The sequence below is a fragment of the Pseudomonas iridis genome (assembly GCF_017980685.1).
GTDB lineage: Bacteria > Pseudomonadota > Gammaproteobacteria > Pseudomonadales > Pseudomonadaceae > Aquipseudomonas > Aquipseudomonas iridis.
The window spans coordinates 116,710-141,008 of the sequence record NZ_JACXXO010000014.1 but is presented as its reverse complement, the minus strand read 5'-3'; the positions used below and the strand labels follow the sequence as shown (position 1 = coordinate 141,008).

Annotated in this window: 33 protein-coding genes; 6 read left to right on the top strand and 27 right to left on the bottom strand. The window is 58.7% G+C overall.

The genetic code is table 11. The annotated features are described in order from the left end of the window. From IEQ42_RS20990 to IEQ42_RS20870, 25 genes are all read right to left on the bottom strand, one after another. The coding region (locus IEQ42_RS20990; RefSeq protein WP_210705025.1) for a tape measure protein at positions 1-4,738 on the bottom strand (4,738 nt) is incomplete at its 3' end. Between the two features lie 55 nt (positions 4,739-4,793). Beyond that, a complete protein-coding gene (locus tag IEQ42_RS20985; protein WP_210705024.1) occupies positions 4,794-4,949 on the bottom strand; it encodes a hypothetical protein in 156 nt (51 codons plus the stop codon). Between the two features lie 92 nt (positions 4,950-5,041). Next, complete coding sequence (locus tag IEQ42_RS20980) at positions 5,042-5,398, bottom strand: hypothetical protein (RefSeq protein WP_210705023.1); 357 nt, start codon at positions 5,396-5,398, stop codon at positions 5,042-5,044. Between the two features lie 70 nt (positions 5,399-5,468). Further along, positions 5,469-5,939 (bottom strand): hypothetical protein, encoded by a 471-nt coding sequence (locus tag IEQ42_RS20975; protein ID WP_210705022.1) that lies wholly within the window; start codon positions 5,937-5,939, stop codon positions 5,469-5,471. 56 nt (positions 5,940-5,995) lie between these two features. Further along, positions 5,996-6,382 carry a DUF3168 domain-containing protein gene (locus IEQ42_RS20970; protein ID WP_210705021.1) on the bottom strand — a complete coding sequence of 129 codons (387 nt, stop codon included), beginning with the start codon at positions 6,380-6,382 and terminating at the stop codon, positions 5,996-5,998. Continuing rightward, complete coding sequence (locus IEQ42_RS20965) at positions 6,375-6,878, bottom strand: HK97 gp10 family phage protein (protein ID WP_200645557.1); 504 nt, start codon at positions 6,876-6,878, stop codon at positions 6,375-6,377. Before IEQ42_RS20965 ends, IEQ42_RS20970 begins: the two co-directional genes overlap by 8 nt. Before the next feature lie 3 nt (positions 6,879-6,881). Further along, positions 6,882-7,073 carry a hypothetical protein gene (locus IEQ42_RS20960; protein ID WP_200645558.1) on the bottom strand — a complete coding sequence of 64 codons (192 nt, stop codon included), beginning with the start codon at positions 7,071-7,073 and terminating at the stop codon, positions 6,882-6,884. Positions 7,074-7,084: 11 nt separating this feature from the next. Next, positions 7,085-7,405, bottom strand: coding sequence for a phage head closure protein (locus IEQ42_RS20955; protein ID WP_210705020.1), 321 nt, complete (start codon positions 7,403-7,405; stop codon positions 7,085-7,087). After that, positions 7,405-7,704, bottom strand: a complete 300-nt coding sequence (locus IEQ42_RS20950; RefSeq protein WP_210705019.1) for a head-tail connector protein — start codon at positions 7,702-7,704, stop codon at positions 7,405-7,407. Before IEQ42_RS20950 ends, IEQ42_RS20955 begins: the two co-directional genes overlap by 1 nt. Further along, the gene (locus tag IEQ42_RS20945; RefSeq protein ID WP_210705018.1) at positions 7,705-7,893 is read right to left on the bottom strand and encodes a hypothetical protein; all 189 of its coding nucleotides are present in this window, start codon (positions 7,891-7,893) and stop codon (positions 7,705-7,707) included. A gap of 38 nt (positions 7,894-7,931) precedes the next feature. Continuing rightward, the gene (locus tag IEQ42_RS20940; protein WP_210705017.1) at positions 7,932-9,095 is read right to left on the bottom strand and encodes a phage major capsid protein; all 1,164 of its coding nucleotides are present in this window, start codon (positions 9,093-9,095) and stop codon (positions 7,932-7,934) included. A 3-nt stretch (positions 9,096-9,098) separates the two neighbouring features. Continuing rightward, positions 9,099-9,761, bottom strand: coding sequence for an HK97 family phage prohead protease (locus tag IEQ42_RS20935; protein WP_135309176.1), 663 nt, complete (start codon positions 9,759-9,761; stop codon positions 9,099-9,101). An 18-nt stretch (positions 9,762-9,779) separates the two neighbouring features. Next, positions 9,780-11,051 (bottom strand): phage portal protein, encoded by a 1,272-nt coding sequence (locus IEQ42_RS20930; protein ID WP_210705016.1) that lies wholly within the window; start codon positions 11,049-11,051, stop codon positions 9,780-9,782. Continuing rightward, on the bottom strand, positions 11,051-12,838 hold the full coding sequence (locus IEQ42_RS20925) for a terminase large subunit (protein ID WP_215729717.1): 1,788 nt from the start codon (positions 12,836-12,838) through the stop codon (positions 11,051-11,053). Before IEQ42_RS20925 ends, IEQ42_RS20930 begins: the two co-directional genes overlap by 1 nt. Further along, positions 12,792-13,250, bottom strand: coding sequence for a phage terminase small subunit P27 family (locus tag IEQ42_RS20920; RefSeq protein WP_228732014.1), 459 nt, complete (start codon positions 13,248-13,250; stop codon positions 12,792-12,794). Before IEQ42_RS20920 ends, IEQ42_RS20925 begins: the two co-directional genes overlap by 47 nt. A 137-nt stretch (positions 13,251-13,387) precedes the next feature. Next, positions 13,388-13,705 carry an HNH endonuclease gene (locus IEQ42_RS20915; protein WP_210705015.1) on the bottom strand — a complete coding sequence of 106 codons (318 nt, stop codon included), beginning with the start codon at positions 13,703-13,705 and terminating at the stop codon, positions 13,388-13,390. A 3-nt stretch (positions 13,706-13,708) separates the two neighbouring features. After that, positions 13,709-13,966 carry a hypothetical protein gene (locus tag IEQ42_RS20910; RefSeq protein WP_210705014.1) on the bottom strand — a complete coding sequence of 86 codons (258 nt, stop codon included), beginning with the start codon at positions 13,964-13,966 and terminating at the stop codon, positions 13,709-13,711. Beyond that, positions 13,950-14,288, bottom strand: a complete 339-nt coding sequence (locus IEQ42_RS20905) for a phage holin family protein (RefSeq protein ID WP_210705012.1) — start codon at positions 14,286-14,288, stop codon at positions 13,950-13,952. Before IEQ42_RS20905 ends, IEQ42_RS20910 begins: the two co-directional genes overlap by 17 nt. Positions 14,289-14,785: 497 nt before the next feature. Continuing rightward, positions 14,786-15,349: a hypothetical protein gene (locus tag IEQ42_RS20900; RefSeq protein ID WP_210705010.1), complete on the bottom strand. Its 564-nt coding sequence runs from the start codon at positions 15,347-15,349 to the stop codon at positions 14,786-14,788. A 9-nt stretch (positions 15,350-15,358) separates the two neighbouring features. Next, the gene (locus tag IEQ42_RS20895) at positions 15,359-15,622 is read right to left on the bottom strand and encodes a hypothetical protein (protein ID WP_210705008.1); all 264 of its coding nucleotides are present in this window, start codon (positions 15,620-15,622) and stop codon (positions 15,359-15,361) included. Positions 15,623-15,672: 50 nt separating this feature from the next. Further along, positions 15,673-16,953, bottom strand: a complete 1,281-nt coding sequence (locus IEQ42_RS20890) for a tyrosine-type recombinase/integrase (RefSeq protein WP_210705006.1) — start codon at positions 16,951-16,953, stop codon at positions 15,673-15,675. Then, positions 16,950-17,168 (bottom strand): DUF3310 domain-containing protein, encoded by a 219-nt coding sequence (locus IEQ42_RS20885; RefSeq protein ID WP_210705004.1) that lies wholly within the window; start codon positions 17,166-17,168, stop codon positions 16,950-16,952. Before IEQ42_RS20885 ends, IEQ42_RS20890 begins: the two co-directional genes overlap by 4 nt. Next, the gene (locus IEQ42_RS20880; protein WP_210705002.1) at positions 17,168-17,668 is read right to left on the bottom strand and encodes a hypothetical protein; all 501 of its coding nucleotides are present in this window, start codon (positions 17,666-17,668) and stop codon (positions 17,168-17,170) included. Before IEQ42_RS20880 ends, IEQ42_RS20885 begins: the two co-directional genes overlap by 1 nt. Continuing rightward, positions 17,668-19,047, bottom strand: a complete 1,380-nt coding sequence (dnaB, locus tag IEQ42_RS20875) for a replicative DNA helicase (protein ID WP_210705000.1) — start codon at positions 19,045-19,047, stop codon at positions 17,668-17,670. Before dnaB ends, IEQ42_RS20880 begins: the two co-directional genes overlap by 1 nt. After that, the gene (locus tag IEQ42_RS20870) at positions 19,040-19,843 is read right to left on the bottom strand and encodes a replication protein (protein WP_210704998.1); all 804 of its coding nucleotides are present in this window, start codon (positions 19,841-19,843) and stop codon (positions 19,040-19,042) included. Before IEQ42_RS20870 ends, dnaB begins: the two co-directional genes overlap by 8 nt. Positions 19,844-19,896: 53 nt before the next feature. On the opposite strand from IEQ42_RS20870, the gene IEQ42_RS20865 reads away from it, so the two are divergent. Further along, complete coding sequence (locus IEQ42_RS20865; RefSeq protein ID WP_210704995.1) at positions 19,897-20,151, top strand: hypothetical protein; 255 nt, start codon at positions 19,897-19,899, stop codon at positions 20,149-20,151. A gap of 376 nt (positions 20,152-20,527) precedes the next feature. Here IEQ42_RS20865 and IEQ42_RS20860 read toward each other — a convergent pair whose 3' ends face one another. Then, entirely contained in the window at positions 20,528-20,776 is a 249-nt protein-coding gene (locus tag IEQ42_RS20860) for a transcriptional regulator (protein WP_210704994.1), read from the bottom strand. Between the two features lie 90 nt (positions 20,777-20,866). Here IEQ42_RS20860 and IEQ42_RS20855 point away from each other — a divergent pair, with 90 nt between their 5' ends. From IEQ42_RS20855 to IEQ42_RS20845, 3 genes are all read left to right on the top strand, one after another. Beyond that, the gene (locus tag IEQ42_RS20855) at positions 20,867-21,601 is read left to right on the top strand and encodes an XRE family transcriptional regulator (RefSeq protein ID WP_210705030.1); all 735 of its coding nucleotides are present in this window, start codon (positions 20,867-20,869) and stop codon (positions 21,599-21,601) included. Between the two features lie 327 nt (positions 21,602-21,928). After that, the gene (locus IEQ42_RS20850) at positions 21,929-22,312 is read left to right on the top strand and encodes a response regulator transcription factor (RefSeq protein WP_210704992.1); all 384 of its coding nucleotides are present in this window, start codon (positions 21,929-21,931) and stop codon (positions 22,310-22,312) included. A 63-nt stretch (positions 22,313-22,375) separates the two neighbouring features. Continuing rightward, positions 22,376-22,540, top strand: a complete 165-nt coding sequence (locus tag IEQ42_RS20845) for a hypothetical protein (RefSeq protein ID WP_210704991.1) — start codon at positions 22,376-22,378, stop codon at positions 22,538-22,540. On the opposite strand, the gene IEQ42_RS20840 is transcribed toward IEQ42_RS20845, so the two are convergent. Then, on the bottom strand, positions 22,533-22,748 hold the full coding sequence (locus IEQ42_RS20840; protein ID WP_210704990.1) for a hypothetical protein: 216 nt from the start codon (positions 22,746-22,748) through the stop codon (positions 22,533-22,535). The genes IEQ42_RS20845 and IEQ42_RS20840 overlap by 8 nt on opposite strands. A gap of 146 nt (positions 22,749-22,894) precedes the next feature. Between IEQ42_RS20840 and IEQ42_RS20835 the strand changes: the two genes are divergently transcribed. Beyond that, positions 22,895-23,782, top strand: coding sequence for a TAXI family TRAP transporter solute-binding subunit (locus IEQ42_RS20835; RefSeq protein WP_210704989.1), 888 nt, complete (start codon positions 22,895-22,897; stop codon positions 23,780-23,782). Beyond that, complete coding sequence (locus IEQ42_RS20830) at positions 23,779-23,928, top strand: hypothetical protein (protein ID WP_210704988.1); 150 nt, start codon at positions 23,779-23,781, stop codon at positions 23,926-23,928. The genes IEQ42_RS20835 and IEQ42_RS20830 overlap by 4 nt, the downstream gene beginning before the upstream one ends. Positions 23,929-24,299: the final 371 nt, after the last annotated feature.

Genomic DNA, 24,299 nt, shown 5'->3' with positions numbered 1-24,299 from the left:
CCTGGGCTCGCAGCATCTTCACGGCGTCATCCGAATCGCCGCGCAGAGCTTTGAGTGCTGCACCCAGATCGTTGCCGACCGAAGTCAGGCCGCTGACGTTTTCCGTCGCGGTGCTGACCATGTCGTTCAGCGAGTTGACCCGAGCGTTATAAGCCTCGGTTGTCGCCTTCTGCTGGGCAGAGATGGCGCGTTGTACGGCGCTACTGGCCCCAGTCACTGCACCCATCAGCGAATCGATAATGGCCTGAGCCGCCTCGGCCGCTTTCTGCTGCGCCTCCGTGGCCCGCTGCTCGAGGATAGAAAACGACTGCGCAGCGCTACCAGACAGGCTGGTAAGCGTGACGTACATCTGCCGACCCGACTCGGTTGTCCGATCCAGCGCTTCGACCATGTCCCGATACGCCTCACGTGTACCCGGCAGCTTCACGCCCATCGCTTCAAACTGCTTGTTCACCGTCGACAGCGCGTAGTCGGCCTTTTCCGTGTCCGTGTAGAAGTTCTCGAAAAAGGAACTTTCTCCGGCTTTCAGGGCTTCCAGCCCGCCCGCCATGGCAATCAATTGCTCAGCCATAAAGCCCGTGCTGACCGACACGTCGTACAGCTTCAGACCCAGCATGTCGAAAGAGTCGTTGACGCTGTACAGGTTGTTGACGAACGTGGTCAGCGTCTCGAAGTTGTAATTCTCCAGGCCGGAGTTGGTCGCTGCATTGATCGCAGAAACGGCCGAGTCACCCAAGCCAGAAAACCACTTGTCCAGCTCCTCCTGGATCGCTTCAGGCGTCTTGCCCTGGGTGCTGATCTTGGTCGCCGCCACGTTCAGCCCATCGAATACCGACTCGCTGAGCTGAACGCCGAGTGCCGAAAACAGCCCCATGGAATTGAGCAGCTTGTCGTTATAGGCGGCGCCGAGCGCGCTTTCAGTCTCTGCGTCGAGATCGCTATATCGCGTGCGTTTCTTGCTGCTGGAAAACAAGCCTCCTTTTTTCTTCTGGTAAATGTACTGCTGCGGATCGAACTCGCCGTTTTCGACGCCGAGCGAGATGCCGCCGTCCTTGGTCTCCCACGCGCCCCCGAACAGCTTCTTGCCCACCGCACCCCAAACCGCCTGGTGCAACGTCGAGCCGCTGATGATTGCAGCCAGCTTGCCACCCACCAGCTTGCTGTTGATGCCATCAGTGATCTCGAAGGCCTTCGACTGAAGCGTCTGCGGAATCATCGAGGCCTTACCCAGCGCAGTGCTGCCGCCACTGGCAAACATCTCGCTCGCGTCCGGGCGCACCCCGGCGTCGTATAGCTTGCCGGACTGGTACATGCCCATGATGACTGCGAGCGGCCACATGGCGGCGGCACTGCTCATGGCGGCGCTGATCTGCCCACCGAGCGAAGCTGCCGTAGCCGCCGCTCCCGCTTCTGCTGCCGCGTATGTTGCCGCCGTGGTTGTGGCCACCCCTGTGGTGAACTGCGCACCGATGGCCGTTGCGCCCTCCGTGACTGCGCCCGAAAGCACAGCGCTCGTAACACCTTGCGCGCCAATGGTGGCCGCCGTCTGCGCTGCAGTCGCGCCCGTGAATGTCGATACCAGACTGCTAAAGCCATTCGACAAGGTGCTGCCGATGTTGGAAAGCATGTTGCCGTAGTAGCTGGCACCGCCAGAGAGCGCGCCACTGACGCCGCCGGACGCGTAGCCCGACGCAATGGAAGATCCGACGCCAGTGAGATTGCTCCACGCCGAATACAGGTTTTTGCCGAGGCTGACCATGCCACCCCAGCCGTTAGCATCGCCCGCGGATCCGCCCTGACCCGTTGCGCTACCGAGAAGCTTGCCCCATATCGACGACAAGCCCTGACCATTGTCGGTACCACTCAGCCAGTTGCTGATCGACGCCAGCAGCGGCTTGGTGGTGAGCATGTGAGCAATCTCGCCCAAGGTCTGCTTGAAACCTTTCTTCAGGTTATCCCACAGGCTTTCCGCACCGCTGCCGATGTTGCCCCAAGCACTGGCAAAGGCCTCGTCGATACGATCGATTGCGCCCTCGGTCATCTGACCCCAGACAGTCGCCTTGCTGCGGTTTACCTCGTACTCGTTGCCGAGCTTGAGCAGCGCCGCCTGGTAGTTGGCGGCATTACCCGGATATAGCGCCATAGCGGCGTTCAGCGCTTTTTGATCTTCGGTGTAATCCTTGAGCAGCTTAGCCTCGGGATACAGCCGATCCATGATCCCGCCGGCGTTCGCGGCCCGCTGCGCAATCTTCAAGGCGTCCTGCTGAGCCTCGGTCGCGGCCAGTAACTGCTTGTATTCCTCGCTCCCCACCTCAATGTTTTTGTTGGCAAGCGCAACCGTCATTGCCTTTTGGACGTTATAAGCCGCCAACGCATCGGCGCCCATCAACGTTGCCTGCGCTTGGGCGATGATATCGGCGGTTTCTTTGCCAAGGTCGTAGGCGGACTTGCTGACGTTCAGCCTGTCCTGAGCATCCTGCTGATCGTTGATCGCCTTTTCAACATCCTTCCGCACGCCAGCGCCGGTTTTAAGCAGCGCCTCTTCAACCTTCTGTTGCAGGGTGAATTCGCGCGACTTGTCGGTACCAGCCAGATACGCAGCAGCTAAGCCGGTTGCCGACTTAATGGCGATATCGGCCTGGGCCTTGAGGTCGGTGAGGGCCTTGGCTTGGCTCTTTGCCTCGGTGACCGCTTCCTTGGCAGCGCTCGTGCCATCCTTGGTAGCCTTGGTGGCCGCAGTGTCAGCGGCTTTTTGGGCATCCTTGGCAGCGGCCGCCGAGCGAATGGCGACGATCATGTCTTCAGTGAGAAGAGTGTTTTCAGCTATGAAGCGGTTTGCGGCCTGCAGGGCGGTCTTGTCCTGCGCGGCCCCCAATTGTTTCTGCAGTTGCTCAAGGTACTTTTGCCCAACGCCAGCGGCTTCAGCCTTTGCCGCAGCATTCTCGCGCTCAGCGCGTGTCAGCTCATCGGTTTCACCGGTCAGCTGGGAAACGGTGTCTTTGAGCTTGGAGAGCTCTGTATTAGAAGTAGCTGCTGCCCCACCGCTTTTCTCCAGAGCGTCTGCGACTTCAGCGGTAACGCCTGGAACCTGGCGCACTTGATCAGCGACCGCCTTCCAGTCAACAACCATCCCGCTGGCCTGATCAGCCGAGGCCTTTTTAACGAGATCAATCGCCGCCTGGAATTCGGCAGGCAGTGGCGCAATGCCGGCCATGAAGCCGGAAGCACCAGCCAACCCGGCGTTGGTCAGGCTGCTTTGGAACTCGAACGCGATAGAGCCGGCCGCCGTCGAGAGATCCTCTTCGGCATCGGCAATCGTACTTTTAAGTTCGCGCAGGGTGACCGACTGGGTGGCCCGGTCAAGCTCGTTGAATTTTTTGGTGAGTTTGTCGATCGGGTCAGAAAGGTCGCCGAGCTTTTTTTCAAGGTCACCGGTGTTATCGCGGAGAGTGAGAAATGCAGTAGCAGCGCCAATGGCGAGCATGGCGATACCCGCAGGCCCTCCGAGCAGCCCCAGCAGCGTACGACCAGTGCCCACGATAGCGGTCTGCGCAGCTCCAACTGCTGCTGTTGCACGGGCCTCAGCCATGCGGGCCTGGGCCAACTGTATCGACAGCTCCCTTTCAACCGCCATGCCGCTGATGCGGGTCTTCGAGGCCGCCAACTCCTTCTCAGCCAAGAAGACAGCCGTCTGAGCCTTCCGCTGGTCAGCCTGAGCGGCGAGCAGTACGGAGGTCGCCTGGCCCCGGCGTGCCATTGATTCCTCAATGGCGGCTTTGGTTGCCAGCACCGAACCGGCCACCGAAACAGCCAGGCCGCGAGCGTAGACCGCCAGCGCTCCTGCCGCTGCAACACCAGCCACCTCAGCAATGGTGCCGAAATTATCGGCCAGAACCGATATGCCGGACGCAAGTATGCCGGTTCCGTCGGTGGCCTCGTTGAGCTGCCCCACGTACACGGTGAATGCATTATTCAGCGCGACTAAAGCATCACGCACCGCGACACCCATGCTGTCAGCGAGCAGGCCGTTGGCTTCAGCGCTTTTCTGCAGGCCCTCGGTCAGCGTGTCGAGGCTGAGTTTCCCTTGGGCGCCCAGGTTGCGAATCTCTTCGGCCGACTTGCCTGTTGCCTGCGAAACCGTTTCAACAATAGTCGGCATGGCCGCGAGAATTGCTTGCCAGGAGTCGGCATCGATCTTCCCTGTTTGCAGGGACTTGGAATATGCATCAATTGCCGAGCTCGCCTTATCCGCCGAGGCCGAGTTGGTCACCAGCAAATAGCTGAAGCTGTCCATGACATCCATGGACTGGTTCGCACTGAGCCCCATAGAGCGAAGGCTGTCAGACGTACGAATGTAGAGCTCTTGCGCCTCTTCAAGAGGACGGTAGGTGCGGTTTGCGGTGGCAAGCAAACGCTCCTGCACCGTGTTGTACTCGCCGAAGCTCTTGGTCGCCAGCCCGATACGGTCCGACATCTGCGAGTAGGAATCGGCAGTCTTGATGATGGTCCCGATTGACGCAGCACCAATGGCGGCCGCCAACGCACCCTTGATAAGACCACCTGCGCTCTGAGCGCTCGCCCCTGCGCGATCAAACGCAGAATCGATACGGCCAAGGCTGGTATCCATCTTCCCGGCCGACTGCGCCACTGCCGCTTCGCCGCGGGCGATCTCCTGGCGCAGCTGTGCCGTGGTTGCCTCGATGCGGATCAATAGGCCTTGTACGTCGGCGTCAGCCATTTACTTTTCTCCAGGCGAAAAAAAACCGCTCAAGGCGGTTCTGGTGAATCGGTGCTTAATCCTTCTTCCTGCCCATGGCTGCCACGCGGAACCCCATCCTGGCCTCCTTGGCCACTGCCTTCCTGTTCGGCTTGTCCTTGTCCTCTCCGCCGCCATTACTGTCGATCAGGAACTGGCGCTTGGCCTCCCAGGCCATCAGGGTTTCGACCATAGGGGTATCCCATGCCACGCTCGGCGGCCAGCCTAGCCAACCGGTGGCGATGTTGAATATGAAGTCGACAGGGTCGACCTCAGCGCCGGCTTTTACTCGTTTCCCGGCGCCTCCTCTTTTTGCTTCGAGATCTCTTCATCTGTCTTGCCGGCAGGGTTCATCAGGGCCTGGAGGAATGGCAGCACCTGGGACGAAACGGTACTGAAACCAGCTTCGAAGATCTCCTCTTCCAGCGCCTCCATGTCTTTTCGCTTGCCGGAGTCAACGCCGGTACCGGCAGCAACAATCAGTGCGACGGTGCTGATATTCCCTTGGCTGATGGCCTGCATTGCCGCGATCACGCCGCCGAAGTGACGGTTGATATCGCGGAACGCGCGCAGGGTTGGCTTCAGGGTGAATGTGACTTCATCAGTGGTGATGACGACGGTACCGTGGTTGGTCTTGGACATGCGTTGTTCTCTTTATCGAATACGTGGAAATCAGCGCCGCAGGGTTACGGCGCTGAATGAAGTCGACCGCTTAAGGCTCGATGACTTCGTACACCTCGGAGTTGATGCCCAGGGTCACGGTGCGCTTGAGCACGCCCTCAACACTGATACCGGTCTTCTTGTTGCTCATGACCTTGGCGGCCATGTAGTCGGTCTCGCCATCGACGTAGACCACCTTGATCGGATAGTCGAAGCGGGAGCGGTCGAGGAACGCCTCAACCAACTTGAGCTGGCCAGCGTCACCGGCATCGAAGCCGATGGACAGTTCGACCGATCCGGCGTCAGCCAGGCCTTTGAGGTGGCGTGCGCGCCCTTCGGCCAAGCCGGCGAAAGACACGTCGTTGATGGTGTCGCCGTAGTCGCCGATGCTCTCGACCTCGCCAACTTCGACATAGGCCAGAGCGGCCAGCAGCGCGATAGCCGCGGCGTGATCCTTCGGCAAATCAGCAGTGAGGCGCGGACCGATATAAATTCGCGTGCCAGCGCCGGTATTAATAGACATGGGGAGTCCTCCTGGGGACAGGTGATGTAGCCGCAGCGCGGCGTTGGTTCAGCGGTTTAGTGTTGGGTGATGATTCGAACGGTGACGGAGCCCTGGTAGGTGATGCAGTCAGGCTCCGGAGTTGCTTGTTTGCGGATGACGCGGATCGAAACAACCCGTCCTGTATCCAGCCGCATTGGTCGCTCATGCAGCGCGGCGTCGATCTCAGCCATCAGCAGCTTGATCTGCTCTTGGCCTGGGAAATCGGACCAGACACTGAGGTATATCAACCGAATGTCACGGCGACTGGCCAGCGGGTCGTCATTGCTCGAAGTCTCATAGCCTAAAGAGATGAACGGAAACGCTGCATTCATCGGCACGTGATCGTAGGTTTTGCAGGAAACGATCTCCTCCTTGAGCCTGCCGAGCAGCGCGACCTGCAGCGCAAAGGACGGATCAGCCATTGCCCAACCCCTCCGCTGCTCGCTTAAGCGTGTTGCTCACCGCGTGGCTGACGCTCGCCAGGATGAACTCCTTGTTCACGTCGTACGCCGGACGCAGCCAGGGGTGAGCTGGGCGCGCCGGAATCTTCGGGTACTTACCGAAAAAGTGAGCACCGTCAGACTTGTTCGTTGCGCGCTTGTTGCGACCGCCCGCCCGCTTACCCTCGGCGTAGCCCTTGGTGCCGTATTCGATGAAGCGAAGGTAATAGAAACGCTTGTTGGCTTTCTTCCCGCGCAGACCGATCTCGGCATCCAGACCGCTCTTCGAAACGAAAGCTGTCAGAGCACCCGCACCATCACCGCTGTCCTTGGGAACAAACTCCCTCATTGTTGCCAGGAGCCTGTCCGCTGCCTCCTGCATGGCCGGCTTCAATTCGTTGTCGAGTTGTGTGTGGATGTTGCGCAGCGTCTTCCTCAGCTTGAAGTCGCCGGACATCCGGGATCTACGGGCGGCCATGGCTTACTCCTCGGCAGCCGCCTTGGACTTCGTAGGCTTTTCGGCAGGTGGCGCCGGCGCAACCTCTACAGGCACCGGCTCTACTAGCTTGCGGTCAATCAACGACTGGGCATCGCCTGCGCTGACGACAAACTCATCGCCCGCGACTTTGCGGCCCATGGGGCCAGAGATACTGGCCAAGGCACGTACTTTCATTTTGATAACCTCTAGGGGTTGGTGACGCTCGAGCACAACAGCCGGAGCATCGCGGGATCTCGGTCTGGCAACGCCGCACCGATTAGGTAGGCTCCGATTTGGCTTACTAGACGCATGCCGGCGACCACATCAGCCCGGTACCGGATTTTGATTTCAGCGGTGATGTCGACTTCAAGGCGGTCAGCCATTGGAGCGGTACGGCCGGTGGGCAGAGTGATCTCAGCCCAGACCTTCCCGACCTCCACCCAGGTCACGGGGCGCCCACCACCAGGTCGCTCGACCGCCTGCGACTGCATCAAGGTGCAGCGCTTGTTCATTGGCCCGGCTCTCATCAGAAGCGCTTCCTGTACCAAAGGAGCCGGTCAACAGCCAGCGGAACAACCGTTGAGATGGTCCCGATCACGACAGCCTCACGGTTTGCGTACCAGTGGCCGACGAGCAACAGGATGGCCTGCTCCACGTCGGGCGTCAGGCCCATCTCGTCTGGGCCGACCGGCTCCGCTTCAACCAGGATACGATCACAGTGCATGGCAACGTGGGACTTCGCGGCCTCAAAGTAACCGGCAATGACCGTGTCCTCCTCGTCGCCGTCCACTCGCAGGTGGAGCTTCACGCGGGCCAAGTTGATCATCTAGGCTCCCTTCGCTTTCTTGCTCGCCGCCGGCTTTTCCTTTGGCGCGGCGGCCGTTTCGACTTCCTCCGCCAGTTCCATGCCGATCAGTGCATCAGCGATCTCATCATCGACGGCACGCTCTTCGAACTGGTTGAAGTTGCCCGCGTGGTAGTGGGAAAACTGGCGTAGCGCTCGAATATTCTTCATATGGCCAACGGGACAGTTGCCTGCCCCGCCCTCGATGGTCACTCAGCCGGAGTGAAGGTGCCTTTGATGATCGCGGTCGGACGGTAGTGGGTCACCGCCAGACGCTCTTCGCACAGGATGGTCAGCATGTTCTTCACGAAGTTGTCGCGATCCTGGTTGCTGATCTCGATGGTCGCATCCATGCGATCCCAAATCTGCGAGGCCAGGTCGAAACCTCCAACAGTGAACGTGCCCTGCGCCTGAGCCTTGGTGGCCACCACCGGCAGGCCCCACATGACCTTGGCGGCGAATGCAGCGGGGCCACCGAAGATGTAGCGACCATCAGCGTCTTTCAACAGCGCGATCGCGTGCCAGTCGCGCGGGTTGAGGATCAGGCCAGAAGCCTCGAACTCCGACTCGCTCGTCTGGAAGATGGCATGAGCGATCTGGTCAGCGCGGGTGTCACCCGTGGCGTTGAGTGCAACGTCGTAGGCGCTGGCCACCTTATTCAAGCCGATCAGGTTGTCGCCGGTGCCGTCGCCGTTGAGCAACTGACCTTCTTCAACAAGGTCCAGGCCGAAGAGCAAGCGGCCGTTCACGTAGGATTCCAGCATCGGGGCATCGTCCATGATCTGGCGCGAGGCCTGAATCCAGTGAGCGATGGTTTTGACGTTGGCGGTTTCCTTCGTGAAGGTCAGCTGCGACTCAGGCTTGAGCGCGCCTTCAGCCACCGGTGCCGCGCTGTTGGTGAACACGTTCTCGCGCACGTACTCGATGGCATTGGAGGTGGTGCGACCTTGCGCCAGCAGATCCCGGATGGTCAGGCGGCGCAGCCCTGGCATCAGGATGCCGGCGTTCTGCTGCGGCTGGACCAGCGCGCCCGCAGAGGCTGCGCCGGCGCCCAGGGCCTTGCTGAAGCTCTTCACGTCGACCTTGCCCGAAGTGGAACCATTCCAGCCTTTTTTCAGGTCTTCGGCTGCGCGTTCAGCAAAAGACTTCTTGGTTTCGGGGTTGTCCGGGGCGCCGCCAGCGAGTTTCGATTCAAGATCGAACAGGCGGGTACCGGCAGACTTCAGTTCATCCTGCACAGTTTGCAGGTCACCCTGCAGCTTCTTGCTGATCTCGCCGGTAGCGGAGATCTCTTTCTTCTGCTCATCGAACAGCGCGGTCATGTTGGTTTGCGCGGTTTCGATAGCCTTTTGAATTTGGGCCAATTCGGACATGGTTCAATTTCCTACAGATGGGAAGGACTTGATGCGCTCCAGGAGCGCGGTGATTTCGCCACCTTCGGAATCGCTCCGAACTGCGGACTTGAACCGGGCGATAAAGCCCAGCGCTTGCGACTTCGATAGACCGGCCGAATCCCTCAGCCAGTGCTCTACGTCGCGAATGGTGGTGATCGACTCCATGCTTTTCATGGAATCGATGGTTGCTTGTTCATTGGCAGGGAAGGTGCAGATGCTGATCTCGCGAAGCGCTTGCACGTTCTTGAACGCCCGACCGGTGTCGATGATGCTGTAGTCGTCTTTCGTGACCGTGAAGCCCACAGACATACCTTCGACCGTCTTGTGTTCCATGGCGGCGCGCAGGTCGTTGGAAGCGGACATACCGGGCGTAAGCTCACCAATGACGATCAGCCCTTTGCTGTCCTCTTCCAGTGTCTGCCACTTGCCGACGGGCATTTCCCACGTTTGATGGTTGAAGAACATCCCGACCTTTCGGCTTTGTTCGGCCAGGGCCTTCTTGTAAGCGCCCGGCAGGATGATGTCGCCGTCCGAGTCGATGACATCAAAGACACTGGCGTAACCCTCGAAAACCCCAGCTTTGCCATCCGAGGAGAATTTGATTTCGGTGTCGGTAAAGGCCAGGGTCTTTTGGATATTTGACATTGGGTAGCTCCAGAAAAACTAAACCCCGCCAGGGGCGGGGTTCGTTTTGCCAAGTTGATCAAGCGGCACGTTCTGCGACTGCCGGGTTGCGACATCGCCACCAGGGAGCGGCGGCCGGTTATCAATGCGGCGACCTTCGTTGATTGTCAGCAGGCCTGTATCTACCTTGGTCTTCATGTAGTTCGCTCTTGCCGTTGAGTCGCCACTCAGAAGTCCATCTCGATTGTGTTCGGCATGAATGCGCCCCAGGTCTGCCGGCTTGATGAGCCATCGCAAAATGCAGCCTTCCCAGATTTCCAAGTAGGCATCCAGGCTGTACTGAAGAAACCCAAGGTTCTGCTGCTCGATACCTGAGCCCCAACTGGTTGACTTCTCGACATCGCCCACCAGGTGCGGCGGCACACCAAAGAAGCGCGCCAGCTCACTGACCTGGAACTTCCGGGCCGCCATCGTTTCCGCGTCTTGCGGGCTCACACCGATGGCTTGAGTAGTGAAACCACCCTCCAAAATCCAAAGCCGCTTCTTAACCGGCCCGCCGGATATTTCCTTGAAGTTGGCCTCCACCTGGTTGCGCTGCTCGGTGGTGAGCAGCTTCCCTTCGCCCGTCATCAGCAGTTGTGGTGACTTCGCACCGTTGGCATAGAAGTCGCGCTGCTGGTCTTCCATAGCAACGGCAACGCCAGCGGTCTTGGCCGCGAAGGCAATAGGGGAAAGCCCTACAAGACCGTTAAACCCAAAGCCTTTGAGATGGAAGATTTCGCTTTGCTTGAAGTCGGCATACTCGGTGTCGCGCCGGTACCGATAAACGATGCGCTTACCCTCAAGGCGAACGTCCATGTTCACCGACATCAAAGGCACCAGACTGATCACGTCGCCGACCGAGTTACGTTCGGTCAGGGCATAAGCGTTGCCGTAATAACAAAGCTGCATCGTCATGGCGACACGGAAGTCAAAGGCTGTCATGAAGTCGTTTGGCCGATACTTCAGAAGCCGGGCGAGCGGGTTGTCTAGCCCGACCTTCACACGGTCATCCCCCTTGGTTTCGAAAACGTCCAGGGGCATGCACGCCGTGACGCTCGAGATAAGGCGCACGCATGCGAACACCGTCGAGATCTGAAGCGAGCGCTCGTCTGTTACGACTGAGTCGCCGACCTCACCGGTGGCGGAAACAGGTCCTGTCTGAGATCCCTTATTCGGCGTCGACAACCGACCGCCGACAAAGAAGCTCGCCATGCGCGCCCAGAAGGGACTGCGGGTGCGCAGGTCAATGCTGTAGTCGGTATCTGCCATTACATGCTCATCGGTCGATTGAGGAAGTCATCAAGGTTCTGCGTCACGGTTCTTTGCTCTGCTGCACCCACGGCCATGGCCAAGGCAACCGCGCCGTCGATCCGGCCAGTTCGTTTTCGCTTCGAAAATATTCTGTTTTCCTGAGCGTCCGCATCCATGACGGCGGACGCCACGTTCCAGGTCAGGCAGGGGTTATCTAGCACCTGGATCTTGCCGGTAGCGATCAAGTCCTCCACCAGGTCGATGGAATGAGTCATCCAGAGATTCGACTCGCGGGCAGGGCGGAAACCCTGCCCATGGGGAACCAAGTTCAACTCGATGCCCTGCGCCTCAAGCTCCACTTCCAGATAGCTCATGTGGTACGGGTCAAAGGCCAGGGCCTTTATATCGTACTTGGCTGCAAGCTCTCCTAGCCTCTTTGCCACGAACGCGTAGTTGATCGCCTTGCCTGGCGGCGCGTGAATGTGTCCGCTTTCTAGCCAGACGTCATAGGGCACGCCATCAATCGCGGCGCGATCAAGTAGCGTGTCCTTGGGCGTCCAGAACTCTGCGATTGATTTTCCTTGTTCGGGAAAGTAGAGATTCAACGCAGTGAGATCTCGTTTGCCCGAAAGATCGAGGCCGCCATAACAAGATTGGCCAGCCAGCTTCTCGGGATCGAACTTCGCGCAGCACGACAACCAGGTATCGATATCGACCCATGGGTTCGCCGCATCTACCCACTGGCAGAAGTTCAAGCGCCGAACAGTGCTCGCCTTGGCCGGCATGCCCTTCGCGTCGGTGACCTGCTCGCGCAGATACTTTGGCTGGAACGTGTGGCCCAGCGATGGGTTGGCCTTGCCCCAGCACTTCTCATCCTTGAACGGGTCATCGCCCTTATCCAGGGAGCAGATGAACGAGAAGAAACCATCGTTGAAGTGGCGGTGCCGCTTTGTCACGCCTTTGGCGCCGGCCTCACAGACATTCACACCGAGCTGGTGATAGCTGTAGCAGACCGAGTTACGGTCGTGACCGCTGTTGGTGATCATCAGGATCAGCGCTTGGCGGCGACCTTTGGTGCCCGCCCGCATGAACTCGACGGTCTTGTTGTTCTTGTGTTCGTGGACTTCGTCGATCAGCGCGCAGTGAGGACGCGGACCAGATTGCCCGTCGTCGGAACTGATAGGTCGAAAGAATGACCCGGTCGCCAGGTAGGCCAGGTTCCAAACCTTCTCGTCCCGGCCCGACTTCTTAATTTTCTTCATCAGCGACGGCGACTGATCAACCATCGCCACCGCATCGCGGAACAGGATCATCGCCTGATCACGCTTCGTCGCTGCGGCGTACACCTCGGCGCGCGGCTCATTGTCTGAGGTCAGGCAATACAGGCCAATGCCAGCCGCCAGCGGCGACTTGCCCGACCCTTTACCCGACTCGATGTAACAGGTTCGGAATCGGCGAAAGCCGTCCGGCGCCATCCAGCCAAAGATCGATCCAACGATGAATGCTTGCCAGGGCAGCAGAATGAATGGGAGGCCTTCGTGCTCGCCGCCGTTGAGCTTGAGTACCGTCTTGAAATAGCGGATCGCCCGGTTGGCTTTTTCGAGATCCCAGGTAAGCCCTCGCTTCGGCCCGTCCTCCAGGTCTCGCAAGTGGCGACCACAGGCGTTTCGAATATCGGGACCGGCCAGCACCTTGCCAGAGTAAACCTCTTGAGCCCAAGCCGTTACTGGGTCGACCGCATAGGAAACCTTCTTGACCTCAATTGAAGAACTCGTCTTCCGGGTCTTTGCTTGGAGGTTCGCCAATGGCCTGGACCTTGGATCGGGCGGCGGGTGTCATGCCGAAATGGGTGAGGTAAGAGAGCAGCCGGCGGTCGGCGTCAGCCGCCATCGCCACCGCCGGATGCGCTTTAATCAGTCCGGCGTCGGTCGAATAGGTGTGACCCTCTTCGGAAATAACTTTGGTCAAGCGGCGAACCTCGGCGGCGACTTCGCACAGACGCTCAAGGGTTTGAAGGTCGGCTTCGGTGAGCACGCCCATCGAGGCCGCAAGCGGACAGAATATTTTCCACACCGCCTGCCCTTCCGCCGTCATCGATGGTGGCGGCGACTGGTACGATGCGACCGCGACTTGAGGCTCCCGCTTGTTTTCCCGACTGGCACGCAATGTGCCGGTGACCTTTTTCTGGGTCGTCGGGGCGGGGGTTCTTCCCTTCAAAAAAACTCTCCAATTCTGGCTTTATGCGTAAAGAGGGTCGAGGGCGGTCCTATCCACGAGAATTCCGAACTTTTCACCCTCCCCCTTGGGGCAGTGGCGTGCCGCACCAAAACAAGGCGAATTCAGCCGATTTCACGTCATTTCTGACGGTTCCAGTGATGGTTCGGGTCGATCGGCAGGCCCCTGACGTCGCAGCCGACAACGACGCCGGACTTTTCTTCTCGTTGCTTGGCGCTGTCGTGGCAGGTCTTGCAAAGGCTCTGAAGGTTCGTGTCATCGAAGAACAGCGTTACGTCACCACGGTGAGGCTTCACGTGGTCGGCAATGTTTGCCGCGACCGTTCGGCCCTGGCCACCACATCGCCGACACAGAGGTTCTTTCTGTAGCTGGTGCCATCGGAGTCGGAACCATTCCTTCGTCTTGTACAGGTGATGCCAGGGGGAGTTGGTTGCCATCAGTCACACCGCATAAAGCTTTTGCTCAACCCGAACATCACCCCAAGCGTGGTAGCTGTCGATGAAGTCCGTTCCTGGTATGACCTCCAGAGGATCACAGTAGGCAACGATCAGTCCAAGCTGGGTGTCAGCGAAGAAGACGTCATCCACCTTGACGCCATCGAGATACACGTCGCGTGCGCCTCGTCCATCATCGACGGTATGGACATGTTCCTGGCTGAAGTAGTGGGCCTCTGTCTTGGCGCTATCGAGTTGGCTCATTGCGCTCTCCAGTAGTGATGCCGGCCTTCTTCGCCAAGATTTGCGTGTACAGCCCACCAGCCACGTCAGCACCAATCACCGCGATGACGATCCCCAGACCAGCAGCCAGGTAGAGATTGCTCCACATAGCCAGCGCGAGTAGCAGCGTGGCCATGCCCAACAGACCCGAGGCAAGGAAGCGCAGGGCTACACGCTGCAGGATCTGCCGCAGGCTCAGGTCGCTACCCGATGCCCTCAGCATCTCGCCGGATAGCCCGGCCATGCTCAGCAGGACCAGCATCCAGAAGGGCACATCGGCAAGCGTCTGGTGTTCTGTGTTCATCAGTGGTCCTTGTCTGGGCAGTGCCCTTATTCCCTGGCGGGACTGAGTAATAAGACCGGCGCCCAGTGCACTGTCATCCGCTCGAAGCAAGGAGGCAGGCACGGGAACCGGAAACGAAAAAGGCCCACCGATATGGCGAGCCTTTGAAATAGGTGCAGATGGCCGGTGCTGATCTCCGACATCAGGCTCAGGAGTACGAATCCCTAGCGCATCAGCCTGCGCATTCATCTGCATAACATGCGTGTCTTCCCACGCTGCCCGTCAGCGCTACTCCAGGGTGATGGAGCAGAAGCACGCTGACTGCCGGTGTTAATCGCACCACCGCACTGACCGGCTTATCGGTGTCCAGACATCCCCAAGGGGCCACTCTGGCTGTGGACAACCAAAAATCGCAGGCAATAAAAAACCCGACACGGTGGCCGGGTTTTCTGTGTCGTCTCTCATAACGCGCAAGATCGACATGATGGGGTTAATTTACGGCCATTCGGCCATCACGGTCAAGCGGCATCTACAAAGATTTGTTCTTGGTCGAATATCTCGGTCGCGTGTATCACTGCCGCTTCTTCGATTTGCTCCAGACGCTTGTGAATTCCTCCCCTCCAATTGCGGCGCGTGCGCTCCGGCGAACCGGCGAGATCCCAGGTGTTCATGTCATAGAACTCGGCAGGCAGGACGATCATGTCAGTGGAACGCTTGCCAGTCTGGATGCCCTTGAGCTTGGGAATAGCCCAGGCCGTGAGTGCCTTATAGACGAACAGCTGCGGTGCCGGGGAAGTCATCCGAGATACCAAGCGGCCAATGGCGGCAACCTTATTGGCCTTGTGGGTTGAGTACTTGGCGACCAGCACATCCCACTGCGCAGGCTCCAGCTGACGATGCAGCAACGCATATAGGCAGCAGTCGTAATCGAACTTGTCACGCACGGACAATGAACTGCCGGTACCGCCCTGCCGAAGATCGGCATCGATCAGCTTCTGCCAGGACTGCTTGGTGCTGTTGTCGATGTTGTCCGCAGCCAGCACCCGAACCAGCGTTCCCATTACATCTCTATAGATGCCCATGTCGTTCCCTCAATCCCCGGTGAAGTTCGATCCGCCGGCGCCGCGGCGGCTGTTCGTTTCGTATTGATCCTGAGCCCCACCAATGGCCGAGCTGCCCAACTGGCTGCGCGCCCGACGAACCACTCGACCAAGCTGAACCACCAGGTCTTCGATCAGTAGCGGCTCCAATGTTTGTGCATGCACAAAGCCGGACGAGTGACAGCCCATGCAGTCGAGCTCATGAAGCAGGCCGTTGATCACACCCTTCCCGGCACAGGAAGGGCACTCTGTCATCGGTATCAACCTGCGTACCAGGGCGGGCCCATGCTGCTTTTTCATCGTTTTTAAACCTCGCCTATGGTTGATTCTTGAAAGGCCTCGCAGGCCTTGTGGTCCGTGGCTTCCGGCGACGTACCGGAATCTCCCAATCTAAAGCCGGTCAATCCGTGAATCAGGGCAAACCCCTTCTGATCTAAATGCGCATGCCACTGCTCCAGGGCATCACGCTTGCGACCCATCACGTCGGACTGGATGTACACCTTCACGTTGTGGCCCATCGCGTGGTTGATCAGCAGCTCACCGATCAGGTGGTCAATGCCCAGATCTGCCCAGCCGGTACGGGCCACCTTGCGCAGGTCGTGGCTGGTCCACTCGCCCTGCCCCAGCCGGGTGAACACGGCGCTGGCCTGGCCTTCACTCAAGGCCTTGCCATTGCGCGCGGGGAACAGGAACTGACCGTCGTAACCTTGGGCGTACTGGCCGTCGCGGTAGCGCTTCAGCAGCTCGCACACTTGCTCGGTCAATGGCAGGTGATGCTCGACGCCGGTCTTGGTGTGCTCGGCGGGAATGAACCACTCCCGTTCGGCCAGGCTGATGTGCGACCAGCGCGCCTGGCGGGTTTCGCCAATGCGTGTGCCGTGGCAGAGCATCATCGAGGCGAGCATGGCATCCAGTGGCGCCGTCTCCATGACCCTGGCCAACTGTTCCAGCAGGCCCGCCAGTTGCACACCGCGCAGGCGAGACGGCTTGACCCCGACCTTGGCCTTGGAGAAGTCCTTGAACTTGATGCTGGCCATAGGGTTGGCCGAGATCAGGCCCAGCTTGAACGCCTGCCGGAAGGCCAGGGCCAGCAACTGGAACACCGAACGCACGTAGTCGATGGAAATGGTTTCCTGCAACGGCCACATGAGCTGGCTGTCGAGGGTGGCCTTGTCGATGCCGGTCAACGGCAGGTCGCCAAGGCGCGGGACGAGGTGGCACTTGATGGCCGAGGCCCCGGTCTTCTTGCGCTTGCTCGACAGATTGCGGTCACGCGACATGCGCTCGGCATACCAGTCCAGCAGCTCACCGGTAGTGACCCACTTCGACAAGTTCGAGCCAGCACCGGCCGCCAGGCGCAGGCGGATCGCCGGCAGCGCGGCAACGACCTGCTTCGCATTGAGGTCGGGGAATTGGCCTATGAGGTTCCAGTCACCCTTGGTCACCAGGTACCAAGACGCCCGAGTACGCGCCCGGGCGAAACGGAGATACAGGCCGCGATTGTCGATGTCCCGCAGGTCCCGGACGGCGCCGCCGGCCTGGCGCTTGATTTCAGCATCGGTGATCTTAACCGCGGCACTGGTCATTCAATCACCGCCTTTCTCTCAAGCTCAATCAGCAGCTCCAGAAAGTGCTTGGCCTTCTCCAGGTCAGCGATGCCGCCCTTGTCACGCCACCGGGTCACGTACTTGATGACGCTGCCCTCAGCGAACGGGATGCTGTTGGCGTGGATGTACTCGATTGGCTGGATGTTCAGCGACTTGTAGTGATCGCCTGATACCTGCTTGTCCAAAGCGCTCATTAGGCAAACTCCCTCAACGCTTCTTGCAGGCGTTTGGCCTTGATGATGGCTTCGGCGTTGCTCTCCCGTTCCGCCTCAACGGACAGCGCCACTTCCTCGATGCGGGCAGCCAGCGCCTTCATACGCTTACTGAACTCGCTAGAAAGGTCCACCACTTCACCGGACAGAGCGGCCAGAACATCCAGCGCGCCTTCAGGCTTTTTGATCGAAACAACGGTCTGTTTGGCTACCTGGGTCATGACTTGCTCCTTGTGGATTTTCGGTGTGGCTGCATCACGCTGAAATTTCCCGCCTACCGGTTCGCGGATAAGCCCGGCGTCCTTGAGCTCGCCAAGGGCACGGCGTATTGCATAAGCAGATGCGCCAGTTGCATTGGCAGCAATGACCGCGCCGTGTATATCGTGGGCGCTCCAACTCGCCTGGATTGGCACGTAGCCAAAGACCTTTTGGGCGATTGAGGACTGTCCGGCGAGAATTTGGGTCTGTCGGGATTCATTCATCAGAATCTTTCCTTTTTGGCATATCGGCTGGCCAGGCTGGTTACCTTTTCCGGCTGCTCGACAGGCTCTGGCTTCCACCCGGCGGCAAGGTTTTCAAAACGGTTGTATTGGCCAAGGAAGGCCGCGCGGACGGTGCCCATCTCGATGTCGCGGCCCTTGCCGATGATGATTTCGGCAATGCCCTTGGCTTCCGTGTTTTCGTGGTAGACCTCGTCGCGGTACACGAACAGGATCACGTCGGCGTCCTGCTCGATCGCTCCGGATTCCCTCAAATCTGAGGGGATTGGCCGCTTGTTTGGACGTTCTTCGCATTTGCGGGAGAGCTGGCTCAGCAGCACGACGGGAATGCCAAGCTCCTTGGCGAGCAGCTTGCAACCGCGACTGATGCTGCTGACCTCTTCGGTCCGGTTGCCGCCCTCGCCTTCCAGCAATTGCAGGTAATCGATCATCAGCAGGTCCAGGCCGTACCGCATCTTGTGGCGGCGGGCCAGAGAGCGGATGCGACCAATCGACGAACCGGCCCGATCGGCGATGTACAGCGGAGCGCGACGAAGAACGCCGGCGGCGGCAGCGAGCTCCGCGCCATGGCTCTGGCATGCCGTTCCGTTTTTCACCAGCGTCAGCGGGATACGGCCCTCGGACGCCACAGCCCGGTCCAACAGTTGGCCTTTGTTCATCTCCAGGCTGATGACGAGCGCAGACTTGCTTTGGCGCACAGCCGCCTCAACAACCATGCCCATGGCGAGCGTGGTCTTGCCCATGGCAGGACGGCCCGCAACGATGTAAAGGTGATCCGGTTGAAGACCACCCAGCTTTTCGTCCAATTCCTTCAGGCCGGTCGACAGACCTATGAGCGTTTCACCGCGGGCATGGCGATCATGACGCTCCTGCCACACCTCCAGTTGGTCCGCCAGCACGTCACCCACTTTGACGATGTCGTCATCACCCGAACCGCAATCGATGGCCATGGCCGCAGCCTGGACGGCGGCGATTTTCGCCTGCACATCCTGATCGCTGTGCGCGATGTCCATGGCTTGGCTGCCAAGGTCAAACAGGGAGCGTTCGACTGCTCTCTCTCGCACGATGCCCGCGTAGGTTTTGGCGTTGGCAACGCTGGGAGTGCCCTTTACGATTTCTGCGCAGTAGGCAAACGCCGGGGAGCCATCCAGCATGTTGCCAACGTGGTTACCCACGGTGAGGAAGTCGACGGATTTACCGGCCGAGCGAACCGCCATGATCCCGCGGTACACCTCGGCGTTTTCCGGGAAGTAGAACGATTCGGCAGACAGGTCGTCGCTCAGGGAATCGATCAGCTCAGGACGCTGCATCATCGCGCCCAGCAGGCCGTGCTCGGCCTCGATGCTATAGGGATCACGCATTGTAATTGCCCTCCACAACCTTGACGAAGTTGCTCGGGGCGATCAGCCAATCGAACGTGGCGCGGAATGCTTTGGCGCCGTTGCGACCAGGAACCTTGCCGGTCAGGAACGGGGAGGTTTTCACCTGGAAGAAATATTCGGCCCAGAAATTGAGGTCGCGGTGAACATCGCTTTCACGCCACCGGGCCTGCAATTTCGCTTTGCGGTCGCTGTTCAGGATCGCAACGGCTGGCAGTTCGGGAAGTGCGGAGTGATACAGGTCGACAATGGCTTGATACGGGCAAGCTTCCATCGCTGGCTTCTGTCGAACAACCTTTGCCGGTTTCTGCTCTGGTTGACGCTCGGCGTCGACGACTACTACGTCAGTAGTAGTAATTGTATTTATGTCTTTTATGTGTGTAATTTCCAACACGGTGGCGTGTAGGTTTTTCACACACTGTGTAGATTTCAACACGCTAGATTTTTGGTCGATTTTCCACTCGTTTGCCGGGAGGAAAGTGATCGGATCTCGGCTTCCACCATCACGGAAAAGCACCCGCTGACGGATCAGGGAGTTGATGGCCCGGGACACGTTTGCACGCTCCGTATCCGCGCCCTCTTCGCCGTACATCATCTTGGCGATGTAGAGCGCTGCAACCTTCACCGCGTCTTGGTTGTAGCCAGCAGTGAGGCGGTGAATGGCCAGAGCGACACGCAGCTCGCGGCCAGAAAGGTCTGCCCCTATCAGGGCTTCGTATAGATCGTTGTCCATCCGGGTAAATCCCCCGGTGTTGCGAAGTGGGATGACATTGCTCATACGGAAGGCGCCTTGTTCTTGCCAGCGCCATTTGGTGCAAGCGATGCGATCAGGTGGCCCAGGCATTCGCGCTTGGCCTGTTTCTTGGCTTCTCGGGTGTACTGGTGCTGAACGTTTTGAGCGGCCCGCATGGCTTCGGCTTGATGGAATTCCCGGCTGCCTGGCTCAACCACTGCTGGTTCGCTCATATCGAGAAGTACCCTGCCGACAACACGCGCCACGGGTTGAAATCGTGGCGCAGGCCTGAAGCTATTGATTGGGAGTGGCTGGTTGTGCATAATTTGATCTCGCATAGCTGTAGCAATTAAGCCGGGTCGTAACCCCGGCTTTTTTGTGCCTGAAATTCAGGCGATTACTTTCCCGCAGACGCGACCGATCTCGCCGACTGAGCTACGGCCCTCAGCGTTCAATGTCCCCACGCGTCCTGTTTTTTTGCCGTCCATTTCCTTTCCCCTAATGGTCTTCCTGGCGGATCTTTTTCTACTGGATGAATCAACAGCTAATCCGACGCACTACCTCGATACCCCTATGAATCCGATACTGGTGCCACTCGACCCCCTCGTTACTTCTCGGTGCCATGGAGGTCTTCCCGCAGCCGCTCAAGGTCTTCTTTGAGTAAATCGAGGTGATGCTCCATGGCTTCCAGTCGCTCTAATGGGTTTTCAGTGGCAGGCATAGCCCCCGCTATGCCGCAGTCTTTTTTAAAGCGGTGCTGATTGTCGGATTGGAGCCTGGGTCAACAAGACTGGGCCGTAGATCACAGGCAAGGATTTGCCCGTTGGTCAAAATTTCAGCTCTTAGCGCTACCTCCGCCGAGCAGCCGTGCAGGCCTCGAACCCAACCGCTTACGGTGCCCTGCTTCACTTTCAACGCTGCTGCCGTAGCTGCTTGCGAGCCAAAATGCTCGACGAGCTTTTTGAAATGAATGTTCATTGAATCTCCGCCCATATAAAGGGATGCCTTTATGTTATGGAAAGGGATACCTTTTTGCAACTCGAAAGGTTGGCCTATAAATTGGCAGGCATGGAACTCAAAGACAGATTGAAACAAGCGCGTAAAAACGCCGGCCTGACTCAGGTCGAGTTGGCCGATCGCGCCGGTATAAAACAGGCTTCCGTATCGGAAATTGAGCGAGGGCTCACTCGGACGTCAGGGCACCTTATAAAGCTCGCCCAAGTGTGCGGCGTAGATCCCGTTTGGCTCTCGGATGGCACAGGCACTCCACAGGGGAAGTATTCGTCGCAAGCCAACAATGGACCCGCAACTATCGAGTCAAACGCGATATTAATCGGCCCTATGGATGTATGGGACGACGACACTCCGCTGGATGATGATGAGGTATACGTGCCGTTTCTCAAGGAAGTCGAACTGTCCGCAGGCGCGGGAATTACTGCCGTACAACAGTCCCATAGACAGAAGCTTCGCTTTGGCAAAGCGACCCTCCGCCGACAAGGAGTGCAACCATCGGAGGCAGTCTGTGTAACCGTTTCAGGAAACAGCATGGAGCCAGTCCTCCCCCATGGAAGTACCGTCGGAGTCGACAAGGGCTCCACCTCCATAACTGACGGAAAAATGTACGCCCTCGATCACGGCGGGCAATTGCGGGTTAAGACCTTGTATCGCTTACCAGGTGGAGGTATTCGCATGCGAAGCTTTAACCGCGACGAGCATCCCGATGAAGAGTACACACCCCAGGAAATGCTTCAGAAAGAGATTGCCGTACTTGGCAAGGTCTTTTGGTCCTCCGCGCTCTGGTGATTTCCCACCTTCCAGTTGAATGAATCCCGCTTTGTGCGGGATTTTTTTTCCTTTATGAAAAAATAAAGGCATACCTGTTGACTCCAAATAAAGGCTGCCCTATATTTTGCCCATCGCCGGATAACTACCGGCCAGAACAAGGCAGCGATGAACCGGCCTCAACGGTTCAGAGGGTTGGCAACTGACCCGGGCGTGCAGCGTAAGTCGCCAAACAAGTTATCCAGTGGATCGAGCTGATCGCGACTGGAGAGAAAGACACAACGGAATTTTTTCACTTCTGCACCTGGCTCGCCGGGTGCAGCGGGAAAACAACCGGGAGTCACAACGATGGAATCGATAATCGAAAACGGCGCATGGAAGGGCTATCTCGGACGGGGTCTTGCACCGAGGGAGCTCCAGTTCCTTCTCTGGGTTGCCCTCGGGCTTACCGCAAAGGAAATCGCACGGGAAGCTGGCATATCCCCGGCAACCGTCGCAAAGCGCCTTACCAACGCAATGTTCAAGCTTGGCGTTACTCGCCGCGCTGCCCTGGTCGCCGAGGCGATGCGCCGGCAGATCATCTCCCCAATGTGCTTCGTGCTGGCCGCGTTGATCGCCATGCACGCAATGATTGCCGACGACTCAATGCGCCGTGACCGCCGCGTACCTGAGCGCCGAATGGCCCAGGTGCGAGTGGTAAAGCGCTCCGAAGCCTTCGACCCGTACGCCTAAGCATCACTTCTGCACCTTCGCGACAGGGTGCATCGGGATGCAAACCAACCCAGAGGTACACCAATGAAGACTGAAGGCTTATCGATTGAGGTTCGGCTTCCGGCACCGGGAGACGAGGAGTTCGAAGCGCTCATTGAAAACATCACCGATGCGGTTTACGAGCGCGTCAAAAGGCGCCTCCAAGAGGATGTTGGAGGCACCAAGGATCAGGATTTAACTGCTACTTAAATCCCATTTTTGAAAGCTTCTTCTTGAAGTCAGCTAAAACTTTTGCCGCCTCCTCTTCCGATCGAGCCTTGAGCTTTTGATTTACCGCCTGCTTATCGCCGACATCTGCTCCGCACTCTGCGCAGCGGATCATCTGATCCGCATCGTCATCGTCGGGGATTCTAAGCGTAAGGCTTCCGCATGCGGCACACGTCGCACTTATCTTCATTCCTTCTTCCTTGCTGAGTGGTGGAACGCCCAGCTTATACGGGAACGCGTCACCTGCGCAGTGGAGAGCTGGCCGCTGGCCATTATTTCCCAATGCGGCTTGGCAACAGGCTGCATTGGGAAATAACCCAACCCTGAGGAACGCCCATGAAATCGAAAGTGTTATTGCTGGCCGCGCTGCTGAGTGTTTCAGCTGCGGCCAGCGCATCACCACCTACCCTTCGCTTCTGCACCGGCGGCGAAGGCGGCTTCTACGAGAAGCTCGGTGCCGCCATCGGCACAACGGTCACCAAGCAGACCGGCAGCGAGCTGAAGGTGATCAACACCGGAGGTAGCGTCGAGAACGCCGAGAAGCTGAAGGACGGCGCCTGCGACATTGCGGTCATTCAAAACGATTCGGTGATCAGTCTGCCGATGCCGGCGGACATCAAGGTGACCGACGCTCACGAAGAGGTCGTTTACTGGCTGCATAGCAAGGCTGGTGTCGACGACTTCGGCAAGATGGAAGACGACGATGTCGCCAAGAAGTACGCCTTCGCCGCGGTGTCGGGCTCGGGAGCCCTGGTCACGGTCCGCAACTGGATCAAGACCGACAAAGACTACGAGGGTGCGCGCATCGTCGAGTTCGACAGCTGGTACAGCGCAGCCGAGGCAGTGAGCCAGGGCTACGTCAGCAAAGCCGGCGTACGGATCGAGATCGCCGGCATGCTGTACATCGGCCGGGCCGGTGCGATCACCAGCGACATCACCGAGGACTTCGGCAAGCAGATCCTAATAGGCGAGGTCAACGACGACTCATTCGAAGACTCGAAGGACGCCAACAACAACCCGCTCTACCGGCACTGCTCGGTCCCCAAGGAAGCGCGCAGCGGCCTGGACACCTCCAACTCGTTCAAGGATCCGAAGACCTACTGCCTGCGCGCTCAGATCGTTTTCAACAATGACTACCTGGCCAGCCTGTCGCCGGATGACGCGAAGAAAGTCCGCCGCGCCGTGGATAAGGGCATCAACAGCGTCGTGAAGGTGGTGCGGTGATCAGCCGCTTGCTCACTGCGATCCTGCTGGGCGGCGCCCTGTTGGTGGTGGCGAGCTTCCTGCACATCATCTCCATCGCCTACCTGGCCGGCGTCATCTCCGGCCTGGCCCTAGGCATGGTGATGTGGTTCCGCTTCGCTCGATAGCATCACTTCTGCCCATTCGCTGAGTGGGCAGCGGGATGCGGACGACTATTACCGATACCGGCCACCTGCATCATCAACCGGAGAACAACATGCTCCAAATCCTACTGATCGGTGCCACGCTGAGTTTTGAGAGGCCAGAACCTCCAAAGCTTGCGAGCGTGTCAGGCGATCCATTGCGCTTCCACCGCGAGCGCTGGCGAACATCCATCGGGGCAACAGTGGTCTGGCACTGATCGTCCCGCCAAAAACCTCGCTACCTGAGATCACTGCATCTGTGAAAGGCCCGAACGTCCAACGGGCCTTTCTTTTGCCCCGCCTTTATCCGTCAGCACTCTCACCTGCGCCCAACGGCAACCAGCAGGTGGCCCGAG